Source organism: Pseudomonas sp. M47T1 (genome assembly GCF_000263855.1).
Classification (GTDB): domain Bacteria; phylum Pseudomonadota; class Gammaproteobacteria; order Pseudomonadales; family Pseudomonadaceae; genus Aquipseudomonas.
The window spans coordinates 90,452-106,030 of record NZ_AJWX01000023.1 but is presented as its reverse complement, the minus strand read 5'-3'; the positions used below and the strand labels follow the sequence as shown (position 1 = coordinate 106,030).

Genomic DNA, 15,579 nt, shown 5'->3' with positions numbered 1-15,579 from the left:
CGGTCAAGGCACACAGTGATCGGTGGCAGGCATTTGTGCGCTGGTGTCGCTCCGAGAATGGGCCAGGGTTTAACGATGCGCGACAAATTGATCGGCAGATCTTGCTGGATTACGCCGGACATCTGCGTCAGCAAGTTGAACAAGGTGAGCTCTCCATCGCCACCGCACAAAACCGACTGTCCAGCATAAACCGGACCCTTGCAGCGCTTCGCGGTGATCACTCTGTGAGGGTCGTGAGTCCGAGCAAGGCGTTGGGAATGCGGCGCACCAGTGTTCGTCAATCGGTGCCGCAAGGCCAAGATCGCGAACACGTGAAGCGGATTATCGACGCGCTGTGCGAATACCAAATGCCGCGTGCAGCGGCCATCGCTCAATTGGCGCGAGCAACCGGCATGCGCTTGCGCGAGGCCATTTTAGCCGACTTACCGCGCTTACAATATGAGGCCAAAAAATTCAGCAAGATCAACATCCAGGAGGGCACCAAAGGTGGCCGCTCCGGCGCATCAGCACCTCGCTGGATTACCGTAGATGATGATATACGTGACGCACTGAGGTTTACCGAACAGATCTTACCCTACGGTAGTCGCAACCTACTTGCACCGAACGAAAGCTACCTCGATTTTCAACGGCAGATCGTCCGCCCTGCACGGGACATCCTCCATAAGCACAACCTCAAAGGCTTTCACGAATTACGGGCGGCCTATGCGTGCGAACGCTATGAGCAAATTACAAATCATCCCGCGCCTATCAACGGAGGCCGTTGCTATCAGTTCGACCAACACCTCGATAGGGAGGCCCAAGTGCAAATCAGCTATGAGCTTGGGCACGGTCGTATTGACGTGGTAGCCGCTTACATTGGGGGTAGAGCATGAGCACGTCATTCGATATAGAGCTATTCTTGGCGGGCGTCCTAACCGGATCACGTACCACGCGCCAACGCCACCTTCGCCAGGCGAAAGCAATTCAAACGGCGATATATAATCGGTGGCACCGCGATAATCCTTGGGCTTGGCAACAGAAGCACCTCGCCTGGTATCTGAATCATTACATGGACCAGCACGCTGAACGTACACGCTACTACTATATGCTGACCATACGATTGCTCACCCTTCGACTAGGTAAGGGTTGGCAGTTCAATCAGAAAATCAATGACGGTTTTTTCGAAAATCGGCCGATCAAAGCCGAAAAACTCGGCCAATCGGTCGTTAGGATCTAGGATAAAAAGCTTGATTAGTAGATGCGCGAAGGTAATATAAGAAGGCAAAGCGCCACCTATCTTAAAAAGCTTTACGATTTTTATCGAAATTTTTTTAGCCCATAAAATTTTGTCACATCGCCCATTTAGTAAGAAATTCTAAAAAGGAAGAACAAATTGCCTAGGATTGACTACGAGAACCTGCTTCGAAATATTTCAATTGACGATGTAGCTGTCCGCCTAGGCATGACGCTAAAGAAAACCTCCGCGAAACAATATAAGTCTCTCTGCCCTTTCCATGATGACAAAACACCATCGCTCCTGATCGACGCAAATAGAGACAATGGCAGACAGCACTACTATTGCTTTTCATGTGGCGCGCGTGGAGATGCTATTGATCTAGTTAAACAGAAGTTTAATCTCAGCTTTAGAGATGCTGTCGAGTGGCTAGCTCCATCCCCTACATCATCTGGGCGCGGCCACAGCAAAATCACTGAAAGAAAATCGAATGCACCATCAATAAATCTCTCAGCATTGCAATTCGGGTATAACCTTTATCAGAAAGGGTCAAACCAGGCGGCATTAAACGCATGGATAATAGAGCGCAGCCTAGACCCTATAACAATAAAGCGAGCCGGCTTTGTTTATGCATCACGTAATTTTTTATCTAGATCCCTTGAAACAGAAAATGATCGCTCAGTCAGGCGTGAATACGCCGGCGACTTAGAAGATGCATTTCTAATTAGAAAAATTATTCCCGGCGTTTCAGCAGAAATGCACCTACCATTGAGTACTGGTAGCGAATCGGAAAATAGATACAGCGACTTCTTTATCGCTGATAGAATCATTTTCCCACTTCATGATGATCAAGGGCAGTTATTAGGACTAGCAGGAAGGGTCGCAGGGGCGACCAGCGCCTCCGTACCAAAATACCAATTTACAAGAGAGTTCCCCAAGGCAACAATTTTATACCGCGCCAATTTCGCTTTCAATTTAATTAAAAGCGAAGCAAAGAGCGGGAACAAAAATATTTATCTCTATTTATGCGAAGGCTTTCTAGATACTCTTCGTTTCGAAGCACTCGGCATACCCTCTGTCGCAGTGATGGGTAGCTCCATTAGTGAGCAACAGGTGAAGCTTCTACTATCACTTAGAGATACTCTACCAAAGGACACAACGCTCACGGTTGTCGTTAGTTTTGATAGGGATGAAGCAGGTTTACGTGGAGCATCCGATGCGTGTTTAAAATTTTTGAACGCGCCAATAGAGTGTGCTTTTTTGTGGCCGACAGCGTTACAAGTTAATAGTAACGGCCTCGAAAGCCCCCCTGCAAAAGATCCCAACGATTATCTAGAGCATTACTCTAGCGATTCCGCTCAGCAATTTTTATTAAACGCAACCTATCCGCCGGAAGTTGCGGTCCTTGCGTACGCCTTCGGCGTAACAGCCGAGGATATATTGAATAAGGATGAGTGGGAGCTTGCGCCTCGAACTCGCCGCTTCAGGGCCTTCAGCCAGGCTTTCATGCAGATCGAAAAAGCCGTTGGCTCGAAAGCTAAGGACCTCATTAAAACTTCATTTATAAAAATAGAACTATCAAAAAATATCGCTGCCACTCATGAATGGCTTGACTTTATAACCGACGCGACATCAGATAGATATAAATCATATTCAGAAAGTTTTCTCACCGATTCTGGAGCACGACTAAACCACTCTCGTATCCTCGCCTACATGGGATCGCGTCGGGGAGAGCTGCCATGCGATGAGCCTCGCTGGGAACGTTTAGATATTGCTGCAACCGTTTTTAACACATTACTAACAGACCGCCTGAGAAATAATCTTACTGATGGTGCTATTGGCTCTTACAACGCGGTATGGGTACCTAGGTCCTTTGGTGGATCAGATTTCCGCCTAAAGATCATGCCTCTCCCTGAAGACCTGATCGTTCAACAATACTTATTAAACGAAATTCTTACTGAGCGCTGGGACCACGAAGGTTTCACAGATTTACCATTCAGCCGAAGAATACCTGGGGTTCGTTACTACAGAGAAGATCGCCGTACCGTTACTACGGGTTTCGATAGAAGAGGTAATGGTAACGGAGAAGAACTTAGCTCACAGACTCTCAGCTTTGCCTATCAAATCGACATGGATGTACTGGAGGGCCGTCAGCCAGCGTCAGATCAAGGCATGTATAGACCTTATGCAGAGTGCTGGCGGGAGTTTATGACATCGCTAACACAACAAGCCACAGAAATTGGATACGTCTATTCAATAAGGCTAGATGTTAAGCGCTACTATGACCAACTTAGAAGGTACGTTGTTCGCGACCGACTGCTCCCACAATTGCAATCAGCCATTGCATCGGTCACTGATGACACCGCTGAATTTGCAACCCTGCTCAACTTTGGGGAGCAGAGACCAAGTGCCGCGACAAAAGCATCCTTAGTTCTTGATCGGCTGGACGAACATCTTTTTGGGGTAAATTACGCAAGACCAGACACAGGGTTCGACGACACTACAAATAAATTTATGGGCATCCCTCAAGGTCCCGTACTATCAGCCTGGATTGGCTCTATAGCACTTTTCCCCGTTGATGAGGAAGCATATCGCTTTATGACTAGGCTTAATGCTGATCATAGGCGTGTTGGCTACGCTCGATATGTTGATGACATCGTGCTGCTGGCGGATACTCCAGAAACTCTAGCAGAGATGAGAGAGGCTATCGACTTATGTGCACGTAAGCTGGAACTAACGCTCCTTGCGAAAGCAGATGAAATACCGGCGATGAGTGCTGAGGACTTTACATCTTATATTAATGAAGGAAGAGCCCTAGCGGCCTATGGACCTGCGTGGGAACCGCCCTTAGTTGGAGATGGTGAGTCAGGCTGGGATTTCTGGTCCGTTGCACCTGCAACGGATCGCCAATCCGCCTTGCAGTTGCTCCACAATGTAGAGTTGTATAAGGCGTCGAAGTCTACCCTTCTCAACACTGTTAGAACTGCATTCCAAGCGCCTGATCTACGAGCTTCAGAACTCCCCAAAGCAGCCCGGTTAATCTGGTACTCGATTGCGGTGGAGCACTTGGGATATCACGACTCCAGTGAGATGCTGTCTCAGTACATGGAGTCATGGGATGAATGCATACAAGGTGCCGCTTGGGCACTCCGGCCAGAGTTATATGGTTGGGAATCACCAATTTTGTTTGCACTCGAAGGGCTTGAGCATCTGATCGATAAACAGTCACGGGATATTGCTGAGCTTTCAGCTGAAGAAAATGTATTACGACGTCACCGTATAGCATGGCTTGCAGAACTCGTTTTGAGCGAAGAGTTTGACAGTTATGTGGCCAATTCCACGCTTGCTCCTCAGCATCAACTGAACGTTCGACTGGCACTCGTTCGTTGGAAAGCTATGCGGCTTGTCGGGAAAGCAACAGCATCCGCCGATCAACTGGATGTCGAGCGTTCCAGACTAGTACAAACTTGGCAACCATTCGAATGGATGCATAAGGCTGTGTCGTTGCTGACAGAGGCTGACCAGTCAGGGGTGGATCCTCTTACTCCACTAGTCGCACCAGCAGAAGTTCAAAAACGTAAGGGTATTATGTCTGGGCTCGCGGCAGACGTATTCATGGCTCTATTACCTAATAGTGACGATAAATCCGAGCCATTGAATGAAGAGCAGCAAGCGTCTGCATTTAGTATCGCCCTGCAAACAATTGTAGCCATTGTTCCAAAAGAAAACCTTCCAGTTTGTTTGAGTCGAAGAAATCACCTTATATGGAACAAGCTGACGCCCTCCTCTCCAAATAGAATAATAATCCCACCATTACCCGGCATCAAAACTACTAGGCTTTTTTCTTGCATAGGTGAAAGTGCGGACAATAGTGGGTCTGCAGTAATACACGAGATCGAAGCGCTAGACTTTTCCGCAGTTGATAAACCACCCGTTTTCCTTGGTTCTGAAAGCGGTCGCCAGATCAAAGCTCTCAGTACGACTTGGTCATCCGAAATCATAGCTGATTCCCTAGTACGGATTAAAGCTGAGTTGGCAACAGAGGACTACTTTCTTTTACGTGAGCGCGCTTCAGCTGCGAACATTGACATTTCAGCAGACACACTCAAGCTAGCTGCTAAGCTATACAGAGCAGTTGTACAAATAATTACCACATACACTGAAACCAACGACAATAAAGAACTGGTCCCTGCATGGCCTTATATCGCAGCCGATTGCAACAATGAGTTTTACTACCTAATTACCAACGGCGTCTCTCGTGAAGAGCTTGGAAATAGGGCATTCATAAGGGATGGTGGTCGAGCTCTACGCACAACTGAAGTACCTATCTTTGAAGCCAACCTTTGGCGAGCAGGCGTGGCCATTTCTGATTATCTTGGTCTTTATGACGATCATACCAAGTTTAGTAGCGCCGACTCGGACATTACTCTTGATGCAGCCGCACTAACGAATCCGGCACGATATGTTCTACGGACGCAGCTTCGCAAGCTACGCGGTGCCTATGCCGATTCACAAATAAGCAAACGCCGAAGTGATGATGGATTGTTACCCGCGACGGTAGTTCGCGCGCTTCGTCTGTTGGAGACGTTTCCAGACCAAGCCGACAACTCACTAAATTCAATTTTCTATGTTCTGGCAGCTGAGGCAGAGTCAGCTGCTATGTATCTAGCATTTCGTGAGAGCTGGGAAAAAACTGACTCTGCCTCGTTCTTAGCGTCAGTGGCTGACAAAGTTCTAAACCGTCTACCTCTATCTATTGGCCAAGTACTTTCAACTAGAGATGACGGCGCTCGCGGTGTACGTCGTGACCTTGTTGGTCCGCTATGCTTTGCTAGACGACTGTTCTCTGTCTCTAAAGAGTCACCTATTAATGAGCTTCCAGCTTGGAAAGCGATGCGTTCGGGAGTAGTAAGTGCCGGCATTTATGTAGCGTTTGAGGGACTTATCGCTTCGTTGCGAAGCCATGGTTCGTTTGAAAGATATGAAAATTTTGATTTACCAGAAGATTGGGGAATACCGTTAGCACCAAATAACGGCCTTAAGTATACCCAGGCTCCTAAAAACAGATCTCATTCACTAAACCGAACACCCTTGACTGAGCAGTGCCGAAGACTGGTTCAGCATCTCGGGCATCGCCTGCTTCATGACAACCTGGAATGTCTACCTCGCGACTTGTATGAGAAAATTGCAACAGTTTCTAAAACCCTAGCTTCGATTGATTACAGAGATGAAGAAGCTCCATTTCTGGAATGGCCTTTCGAAATACTAAGCGACCAATGCTTAGCGTTATTAAATCTAGAACTTTTGGAGTCCGTAGTCCTATTAGTAAAGCAAATAGATGAAGAGCTTGGGTTTGAGCCAATTTTGGTAATCGAAAAGTCTTATGGTTACAACGCTCAGACTAAGCGCTTCACGGACTCGCGAAATGGCGTCCGGGACGTTACTCCGTGGATGATATCTCAGTTCCCGAAGCTTTCTAAGCACATCGAAGAGATTTCTCATGAGGGTCAATTCCTTCGAGTCTGGACGGAAGTTTTTGACCGAACCAGTGGAAAACTTCTCTCAGTCTCAGCTCTTGGCGAGCCGTTTGCTTCTATTGCTATTATTAAACCTACACTGCACTCTACTATTGAAGAGGCAGAAATTGAAGATCGCACTCAGTTAAGTGACATTCATGAGACAGATTCAGGCAAACACTACTTTGACTTTTCTGCGGGAGGAACTTCAGAGCCAACTCCAGGACAACTTTCCGATACTAATGTAGAAGATCTTCCTGGAAGTATTGCGCTAGAAACGCCGCCCAAATCTGATAATAACGTCGAGAAAACAACACAGGCTTCATCTTTGCATACCGGTTCCTCCACGAATCGGAATGCAAATTCATTCAGAAAGCAGCAAGCGGGGCAATGGGAATTACGTGGAGCATCGAGCAGGCCTAATGGACTTATTCGTATAGCATTTCTCCAAGCTGACTTCGACTTAACATACCAGCACCCCTTTGTTGAGGCATGCCCTACTCAATGGCCTTTCGGAGCCAAAGTAAGTAAAGAAATATCCGCGCATTTAAAATCCAACCTAAGCTCTAAGTATAGCTCTTTACTTAGAGCGGCTGAGCGACACGACACAGCACACTTATGGACCAAGTCTGAGTTTTTGCCAAGTTGGTCAGAGCACCGCCGTCGCTCCATCCTGCGTCGTGTAATCGACTCGTGTCAGAATTTCAACGTAGATTTGCTCATACTACCGGAGTACTCGGTCAGACGTGAAACACTTGAGTGGCTGAAGACATATATTGTCAACAAATCCGTTTCAGTGCTAGCTGGAACGTATATGCATATCTGCGAGCAGCACTCTGACAAGCACTTAACTGCGCCCCTTACATTACTTTGGCCACTGCCACAGTCAGTATCAAAAATACTATTAGCATCACTACAAAAAAAGAACCTAGGCTCGACAAGTGATTATGACTCGCTGCAACGGGGGCAAGTTCTTGAGTTTTCCCGTAACAAAAAATATCGCTCAATTGCCTTGGAGGAATTCTTCCGGCCTTCCTCCCATACCTTAAAACCTCTATTTAATCCTAGCGAGCTAGCCGCAAAGCTTGGAGAACAGATAGGTTTCGAGCCAACACCAGAAGCTCTCATAACTCTCCTAGCGGAGACTAGACTCCCATTAAAATACCTACTGGAACTAATATGCTCTGAGGCATTCTTGGTATCTAGCCCTGCCAACTATGTTCATATGGGAGAAGATCTCAAAGCAATGTGGCGTAGGTTCGGAAGGGCAGCAACAACAGACGAAGTTCTTTTAGATATTGGGGCTTTGTCGAAAAAACTTTCGATCACCGGTGATGGGATCGAGGCCCGTAGGTCGATACTAGCCGTCCCCGCAGCGACATCTAGATCTGCTGATTACTGGTTCGCAGGACAAGCTGGCTTTCTCGCAGCAGGGACCACTACCGTATTCTGTAATAGCATAGATGGAAAAACACTTGTAGGAGGAAGCTGCTTCATTGGCCGAGGTAGTTGGAAAGCAGAGGATACCACTTTGGGCTACCTTGCTAGGATCACCCCATATCATGGCTGGTCTAAAGGTATTTACTATAACAATAAAGATGATGCACTGAGTCGTGACGACCAAGCCTTGGTTATTTCAGACATAGATCCTCATAACATGTTAGAAGGCAAGCCTCGCGCTCAAACCATGCCCTCCCCACTGCAACTTGTAGCATATTTGCCACTTGTAGAATCTATTGACTGGCAGCAAACCCAATCGAATCTTCTTAAAGCTTTCTCCATATCACTTCCTGATGACATTAGCTCTTCATATGAAAGTAATAAAAAGCGCCCTCAAGAGGAGTCTATCTTTTGGAGCTCAGTGTGGAAATTAAAAAACACTGCTGACGCAGATGACTTTAATGAGTTATGGAGCAAATTTTCTGACAAAAAATCTCTACTGTCTCGCGCACAAGCCTATCAAAACAATGTAGATATGCAACCCACTGCTCCTCGTGGGTCACTGGGCATTTTTTCCTCGCCAGCACTATACGACTGGATTGATGTCAACCTAACATTAACAGAGCACGAAGAACTTCCGAACATCTCGGTCCCACCTTGGAGGTTCCCTGACAAGTAATTTAACTAAAACCTGCAATCAATATAAAAACAGGCTTGCATACGTTAATTGATCGCAAGCATGCTTAAGAAATCCGCTTTGGGCTTATTTCTAGATCCAAAGCGGAATACCAATCATCAGCTATGGCGAAGACAGTAACCGCCAAGGTAATTTGCGTCCAAACAAGCAATACGGCAATCACGCTAGGCTACCCGGTTCGATTCCACCGAAAGCTATAACGAGCTGATTTATTTATAGTTACTTGATGGGGTACGCCAAATTTTCCAGCGAGTTCCACAGCAAAAAACCTAGCTCCGTTGACTTCTACCGTACGTCTGGTGCCGCACCATACGCAGTACGAAGAAGGCTCACCGCAAGGTCGATTCTTCCACCGGGTCGGGATGACGGTCCAGCAACGACATCAAAACAATCAAAGCCTGTGGCGGTGGTGCGTCCGCGCGCTTGGAGCGGGAAAATGCGTTGTGCCCACCGCCTGAACGCAGGCGAACGGCAACTGCCTGAGTGAAGCCGATCTTCTTGCGGACCCGCTTCATCTTGGCAGCTACTGCTTGCTGGGCATCTTCAATCAATTGGTCGCCTGCTTCTGCGTGACGATTGGCGCTGTCGCCATCGAACACGATCTCTTGGCACGACTGGCATTCCCAGCCGGACAGGCGGTGGACTGCCCGCTTGAGGTTCTTGTACTCGACGTCCAGCGTACGACTGTCGAATTGGACCATGCCATTGGCCGTATCGCAGTGAAGACAGTGCTGCGTCTTCGTCATGACTACGTTTCCTTGAAGACATTACGGGAGACTTCCTCATGCCGGTACGGCATCACGCGTAGAGCTGTGCCCCCGCAAACCCTGATGGGCAATTAGGTCGACTTCGAATATTTTCGCTGGAGAAACGGATAGAGGTAGCGTGGTTGTGGCCCAACGCGGGTTAACCACCTAGTACAGATCGAAGAACGCGCGCTTTCTCTTCTTCGGACATCCGATGAAACGCTGCCAACAACCGCGCCTCATCATCATCCTCGCTATAAAAATACGAAGCCGGCAGCCCCAGCACCCCAGCGATCTGCCTCACCATCTCCGGATTCGGTACATGCTTGTCCTTCTCGTACTGATTCATCCGCGCGCTCGCCGACGCCGGCTCGATGCCTGCCTCGATCCCCAGTTGCTCCTGGGAGATTCCAGCCGCCTTCCTCGCTTCCTTCAACCGCCTGCTGAACGTGCTCATTTTTTAGCCGCGTAAAGGCTAAGAGATTCTTAGATTCACGTTGACCACATACTAAGACTTACTTAGTATTCGGCAGAATCTGTGCTTTCTTTAGGAGAGCACTCCCGGCGCGGTCGAAAGGGATGACCGTGCGATGACTTCAGTGATCGAAGGGCTTGGCGGTTTTGTGTCGGGCATTCGCAAGGATTAGCTGCGTTGAATATTGGTAAATACCTGCATGATTTTCAGAATGACCTTCAGCAGTTCATCGCGTCGGAGGCGGTAGTCAGCACCGATCAGCTTCAGGAGTGGCAGACGATGCTGGGAATCATGATTCTGGATATGGAGGGCGTCAGGGGTGCGATTCAGGGGGCTGCGGATGTGCATGACGGCATTGCCTTGATGGCCAAGCTGCTGGATGCGGCGCATACGGACAAGCTGGATGCGGACCAGGTTCGCTGCCTGATTGAACCGCTCAGGGATCGCCTGTGGATAACGATTGAGGATGCTCGCCAGGTGATGTGATGGGTGGGCTGGCTGGGGATAACGTCGGGATTCTGATCTCGGCGCCCCCAGCCGAACGGGCTGTGGACAACCTCCCATTTAAATCTGTGGATTATTTTATCCACAGCGGATTTTCACTGTGGATACTCGCTACGATCGACTTATCAACATGTATAACTTGTTGATATAGAACGATTTTTTTGGAAAGCCTTCTGTCTGGAAAGCCGCGGTTTCAAAAGGCTCGCCGGCAAGCCTGCTCCCACAAAGGCGGTTGGCCGCCCAAAAAATAGAGGCAGGGCCGCCGGCCCACAGCCATCAGCAGCCGCTAAGCCTTCAGCCTCCGCCAAAGCCCGGCCAACCCCAGCGCCATCCAGCACACATGCCCCGCGATTCCGCCGCCCACTAACACCACCACACAAAATGCCGTCCGCACTGAGCTATACGCGCCATACGCTGCCAGCCCATGCTCCCGCAGTACCGAGACGGCATGCCCAACAATCCCCACCAGCGTGGGCGAGAACACTAGCACCAGCATCACTGCCATAAACGCCAACGGCAGGCACCGAGTGAACAGTGCCTTCTCGACGGCCGCCAGCGGCTTGTGCTTGTCATGCTTCGCGGGGACGGTCGTGTTGGCCGCATCCACGATTTCCTGATACCAGGCCCCATACAGAATCGCGACCACTGCCATCAGCAGGCTCGCCGCCGAGATCTCGTCACTCATGGCACGTAGGCCACCGGCGTTGCGCCGAGTACGGTGCACAGGTGTTCATACGAGGACTTGGTGATTTCGTAGGTAGCCACGCTACCGCGCTTTTTGCCGATGGAGGCGAGGGTGCCGTCGATGGCGGCGAGCTTTCGGTTGAGTTCTTCTATGACGTTGACGCTGTTCATGGTTACCAGCCATGGCCCGGTGGCGGTTTCGGCGGCGGCGCCTTCGAGTACCCACTTGAGGGTGTGGTCGATGGCGTCGCGCAGCAGGTATTGGTATTTGGATATGATGGAACGCAGCAGCCCGCGGCTTTCGGTGGCGGTGGTCTGGAAGATTTTGCTGATGGTTTGCTCGTCGGGGATGCGGCCGCCGAAGACGTTTTCCACCATCAGGAAGAGGCGGTATTCAAGGATGTCAGTGCCGCGCTTCAGGGCTTTCTGGCCGCGCATCATGGCTAGGTATTCCTGTAATGCCGATTTACCGTAGCCGGCCAGGGCGTTAGGCAATTGCGCCTGGCTGCAGCCAATGATCTGCGCGATCTCGGCGATTTCCTGGGCGCCCAGGGTGAGGTTGAATTGAATGTCCACTCGGGTTCTCCACAGGGTCCAAGGGCGAGCGATGGGTTCGCTCCGTGGTCATGGTGGGCTGGCGAGATGGGGATTGATGTACGAAATTTCCCAAGGGTGGTGTTGAATGTCAGGGCCAGCGCAGCCTGCCGGCAGCGGCTACACGGCTCGATGTGTCAGGGAGTTATCCACACCCCAATAAAACTCGATTGACGCCATCATCTTGACATCACTCCTGTATCTCCTTTAAAAAGCGGCCTCATTCAAAAAATTCCTAGAGCCATGGATGCCGGCCTGCCTTAACTTCTTCACCCTGCGCCAATACGTTTTAGGGCTGGTGCTGGGCTTGTTGACCCTGCTCGATCCCTTCGGCATTACCTCGTCCAGCGACGCTGTTTCAGGCAAGTGGCTGAACCGTGTTTTCTCGCACCTGTATTCCACCCAGGGTCAGCAGAAGATCGCGGTGGTGATCATCGACGACGCCTACCTCAATAGCCATGACACTTTCTGGCCGTTGCCCTACGACGAGCAGAGCAAGTTGTTCAAGCGGCTGCTGGCCTACAGGCCGCGGGCGGTTTTTGTTGACTTGCTGTACAGCCATGACCACTCGACGACCGATTTGGCACACAGCAGTCAGTTGTTGGCGAATGTGTTCGACCGGTATCAGCGCCAGGGTATTGCGTTGTTTCTGGCCAATACCGGGCGCAAGGCAGGGGACGCTGATGAAGCAAATGCACAAGGGGCGCTGACCACGGTCAGCAGCCCTGCGCTGGTGAGTTGGAGCGGTTTGAACGGGCAGTACCCGTTGGCGCAAGCCACGGACCTGGGCCCTATGGAAACGCCAGCGTTGGCGTTGTACCGGGAGTACTGCAAAGCCTACGACTGCCCCGAACTGCCCAAGGATGCGAATGCCGCCGTGGATGCGCCAGCCATGGCCTTGCAGTGGGGCAGCGAGCCGCCGGATAACCAGCGCAAAGTGGCGCAGGTGAACAACTGCGACAAGCCCTCGGTGCCCTGGACTCAATCGCTGCACGAGGTGTGGGTGGGGATAACGTCGAAACAGAAGGGCTCTGACCGGGGCCGCTGCGCGCCCACGCTGACACTCAATGCCAGCGACCTTGAGGCCAGTGACCCGCAAGATCGCGAGGTAATCCGCTCGCTGCTGCGCGGCCGGTTGGTGCTGGTAGGCGCAGACGTTACCTCAGTGAATGACCTGGTGACGTCCCCGGTGCACGGGAAAATACCTGGCGTGTACCTGCACGCGATGGCGCTGGATAACTTGATCAGCAAAGGCATGGACTACTACCACGATGCGGCCTCGGTTTCACTCGATGGCTTTGACGTGAGCTGGGTGGATGCCCTTGAACTCGAGTTGCTGGTGCTGATCGCCGTGCTGAAAAAGCGCACGTCCAGAAACGAAGCGAAAAGCCTCCAGGGGCACAGCGCCACATTGCGCCTGTGGGCAACCTGGTTCGGCTTTATGGCATTGCTGACGGGGATCACGCTGATGCTGTACTTGCTGAATATCACCCCCGCCAACGTGCTGGGCATCGCGACGTTATCGCTCGCGTTGTTAAGCGAAAAATTCAATCAATACTTTTCCACACCCTCCGTTCCTCGCCCAATCAAAGGTATTCAAGGATGAACAAAACCATCGCACTGTTTTTCGCCCTGCTGTTCAGCCAGGCGGCGGCCGCTACGCAAGTCGTCGAGGGCTTCCTGGCCGACCCGGTGGAGATTCTGGATAGCCTGGGCAAACACGCTGGGGAAATGGCCCGCAAGGATGCGCCCAAGGGGCCGCTGCCGGTGCTGCAGTACAACGAGTCTCTGGACCTGGTGCAGGTGGAGTTGGCGGGCAAGCCGGTGTGGCTGGATACCGAAGATTTGCGCATGAACCCTACCAAAGTGGTGAAACTGGCTTGCAAGGAAGTGCCCATCGGCAAGGGAGAAGGCAAAGAGAACCCGTCCAGCCTGGGTTACGGCGGCTGCGAGTAATGGGTGCCCGAGCCAGCGGTATCCGCGTTGCGATGGGGTTGGCGGCAGCCACTGTGCTCAGTGCTTGCGGCACGATTAAAGGCGCGCCGGATGCGATGATGAACCTGGTGGGCCCGTCCACCCAGTCGCGGCTCAAGGCGCGCTACGTCGAGACCGATGAGGTGCGCCAGTACTACAGACTCGACGCCCAGCGGGTCAGCACGTTGCGCCTGAGTTATGACGGGCGCAGCATGCCGGCCGACGATATCCGCCAAAGCAACGTGGTGGACATCCCCCTGTTGCAAAACTACCTGCAAGGCATAGTCAACCGATTGGTGAAGGGCTGGCCCGGTGAGGCGCCGCCCCTACAGGTGCGCATCGTCGACAGCAACGTCTTCGGGCCGTCGGCTGATGCCTACGGCAACGTGTTTGTGCCATTGGGGATGCTGGAAAGCGTAGAGAGCGAGGACGAGATCGCGGCTATGCTCGGCCACGAAATCAGCCATGTGCTGCTGCACCATCACGATCGGGACGCGGCGTTTAAACAGCAGAAGGACATGATGGTCAACCTGGCCACGTCGATCCTGCTCGGCAGCGTGGTAGCCGACACGGGCGTGGACCGCAGTACCGGCCAGATGAAGTTCGTCAGCAAGAACCCGCTGCGTACCCAGAACACCGTCAGCAAGACAGTGATCTATGCGGCGCTGATCAATGGTTTCTCGGACAACGTCTGGAGCACCGCCTGGGGGCGTACCCAGGAAGACCAGGCCGACCTGCTGGGCACCGACCTGATGATCCGCGCTGGTTATGCATCACGTGGCGCCAACTATTCCCTGGAGCGGCTGAACGACTACCAGGGCAAACAGGCTCCCTTACTCAGCAGCTTTCTGGATGAGCGCAAAAGCGCCATGAAAGAATCGCTGGAACAGTTGAACGTGAACCGGTTCAACCAGGAGCTCAACCTGCTGATCAACGGCGGCCTCAGCAATGGCCTGAAGACAGCCACCAACTATTTTCAGCGCGCGCACATGTCGCCGCTGGATCGCGACGAAGAACTACGCAAGTACCTGCAACGCGAATATCCCCAGCAGCGCCGCGCACACGTCGACAAGCGCAGTTGGCCGAAGGTACGCGATGCCGCGCCAGTGGCGGTTGCCTTGCAGGCTTACCGGGACGCCAATTCGGTGATCTTCGCCCTGGCCAAGAACGACATGCATACCGCCGAGGCCGCCAACGCCAAGGCGCTGGCTTCTCCGGTGCGTAACCAGCCGGGCATCCGCAAGGCGTCGTTCACGTTGCACCTGACACAGGGCCGCAAACAGGAGGCGATGAAGGACCTGGCGTCGATCAAGGATTGGTCACTGGCAAGCCCCGAGCTGTATGACTTCATGATTGCCTACCAGCTGGGGCAACGCGACCCGGCCGGGGCGTTGGTCACGATCGACAAAGGCGAGCGCACGCTGGGGTCGCAAGAGTTGTTCATTGCGCAGAAGGTGCAGGCCAATCTGCTGTTGCAGAATACCGGGCAGGTGGAGAGTTTGCTCAAGCAGTGCGAGCAGTACCCGGCGCGCAGGCAGAGCTGCAAGAAGATGGCGTCGGTGAAGGCCTGACGATAATCGCAAGCTCAAGCGGGCAAAACAGACAACCGAATGGCGCGTTCGCGTGACCAGGCGATTAAGATGGGGTTGATAAGGGCAGCTTGGCTCATGGGGAACCTCTTCAGACTATATTCGCGCAGCCTAGCGAATGAGTGGGAGGAACGGTCCCCTGCACTG

At 51.8% G+C, this 15,579-nt stretch carries 11 protein-coding genes; 7 read left to right on the top strand and 4 right to left on the bottom strand.

The annotated features are described in order from the left end of the window. From PMM47T1_RS21570 to PMM47T1_RS29935, 3 genes are all read left to right on the top strand, one after another. Positions 1–872 (top strand): integrase domain-containing protein (locus PMM47T1_RS21570; protein ID WP_008372977.1); only part of this gene is annotated, 872 nt, incomplete at its 5' end. Then, entirely contained in the window at positions 869–1,216 is a 348-nt protein-coding gene (locus tag PMM47T1_RS30430; RefSeq protein ID WP_008372975.1) for a hypothetical protein, read from the top strand. The genes PMM47T1_RS21570 and PMM47T1_RS30430, both read left to right, overlap by 4 nt. A 156-nt stretch (positions 1,217–1,372) precedes the next feature. Continuing rightward, positions 1,373–8,848 carry a CHC2 zinc finger domain-containing protein gene (locus tag PMM47T1_RS29935; protein ID WP_157213064.1) on the top strand — a complete coding sequence of 2,492 codons (7,476 nt, stop codon included), beginning with the start codon at positions 1,373–1,375 and terminating at the stop codon, positions 8,846–8,848. Between the two features lie 347 nt (positions 8,849–9,195). Here the strand turns inward: PMM47T1_RS29935 and PMM47T1_RS21555 are convergent, their stop codons facing one another. Then, on the bottom strand, positions 9,196–9,612 hold the full coding sequence (locus PMM47T1_RS21555) for a type II TA system antitoxin MqsA family protein (RefSeq protein WP_008372971.1): 417 nt from the start codon (positions 9,610–9,612) through the stop codon (positions 9,196–9,198). Positions 9,613–9,772: 160 nt separating this feature from the next. Beyond that, positions 9,773–10,069 carry a helix-turn-helix domain-containing protein gene (locus PMM47T1_RS21550; protein WP_008372968.1) on the bottom strand — a complete coding sequence of 99 codons (297 nt, stop codon included), beginning with the start codon at positions 10,067–10,069 and terminating at the stop codon, positions 9,773–9,775. A gap of 195 nt (positions 10,070–10,264) precedes the next feature. Here PMM47T1_RS21550 and PMM47T1_RS21545 point away from each other — a divergent pair, with 195 nt between their 5' ends. Further along, positions 10,265–10,573 (top strand): hypothetical protein, encoded by a 309-nt coding sequence (locus tag PMM47T1_RS21545; RefSeq protein WP_008372966.1) that lies wholly within the window; start codon positions 10,265–10,267, stop codon positions 10,571–10,573. Between the two features lie 304 nt (positions 10,574–10,877). On the opposite strand, the gene PMM47T1_RS21540 is transcribed toward PMM47T1_RS21545, so the two are convergent. Beyond that, positions 10,878–11,276: a hypothetical protein gene (locus PMM47T1_RS21540; protein ID WP_008372964.1), complete on the bottom strand. Its 399-nt coding sequence runs from the start codon at positions 11,274–11,276 to the stop codon at positions 10,878–10,880. Beyond that, on the bottom strand, positions 11,273–11,851 hold the full coding sequence (locus PMM47T1_RS21535) for a hypothetical protein (RefSeq protein WP_008372962.1): 579 nt from the start codon (positions 11,849–11,851) through the stop codon (positions 11,273–11,275). Before PMM47T1_RS21535 ends, PMM47T1_RS21540 begins: the two co-directional genes overlap by 4 nt. A 265-nt stretch (positions 11,852–12,116) precedes the next feature. Between PMM47T1_RS21535 and PMM47T1_RS21530 the strand changes: the two genes are divergently transcribed. From PMM47T1_RS21530 to PMM47T1_RS21520, 3 genes are read left to right on the top strand one after another with little or no spacing between them, the layout of a single operon-like run. Then, complete coding sequence (locus PMM47T1_RS21530; RefSeq protein ID WP_008372959.1) at positions 12,117–13,475, top strand: CHASE2 domain-containing protein; 1,359 nt, start codon at positions 12,117–12,119, stop codon at positions 13,473–13,475. Continuing rightward, positions 13,472–13,825 (top strand): hypothetical protein, encoded by a 354-nt coding sequence (locus PMM47T1_RS21525; RefSeq protein ID WP_008372955.1) that lies wholly within the window; start codon positions 13,472–13,474, stop codon positions 13,823–13,825. The genes PMM47T1_RS21530 and PMM47T1_RS21525 overlap by 4 nt, the downstream gene beginning before the upstream one ends. Beyond that, the gene (locus tag PMM47T1_RS21520; RefSeq protein ID WP_043301359.1) at positions 13,825–15,414 is read left to right on the top strand and encodes a M48 family metallopeptidase; all 1,590 of its coding nucleotides are present in this window, start codon (positions 13,825–13,827) and stop codon (positions 15,412–15,414) included. The genes PMM47T1_RS21525 and PMM47T1_RS21520 overlap by 1 nt, the downstream gene beginning before the upstream one ends. The last annotated feature ends 165 nt before the right edge of the window (positions 15,415–15,579 follow it).

Coding starts and splice junctions, on each gene's coding strand:
- PMM47T1_RS30430 (WP_008372975.1), top strand. CDS start 869: ATGAGCACGTCATTCGATATAGAGCTATTCTTGGCGGGCGTCCTAACC.
- PMM47T1_RS21555 (WP_008372971.1), bottom strand. CDS start 9,612: ATGACGAAGACGCAGCACTGTCTTCACTGCGATACGGCCAATGGCATG.
- PMM47T1_RS21550 (WP_008372968.1), bottom strand. CDS start 10,069: ATGAGCACGTTCAGCAGGCGGTTGAAGGAAGCGAGGAAGGCGGCTGGA.
- PMM47T1_RS21540 (WP_008372964.1), bottom strand. CDS start 11,276: ATGAGTGACGAGATCTCGGCGGCGAGCCTGCTGATGGCAGTGGTCGCG.
- PMM47T1_RS21530 (WP_008372959.1), top strand. CDS start 12,117: ATGCCGGCCTGCCTTAACTTCTTCACCCTGCGCCAATACGTTTTAGGG.
- PMM47T1_RS21525 (WP_008372955.1), top strand. CDS start 13,472: ATGAACAAAACCATCGCACTGTTTTTCGCCCTGCTGTTCAGCCAGGCG.
- PMM47T1_RS21520 (WP_043301359.1), top strand. CDS start 13,825: ATGGGTGCCCGAGCCAGCGGTATCCGCGTTGCGATGGGGTTGGCGGCA.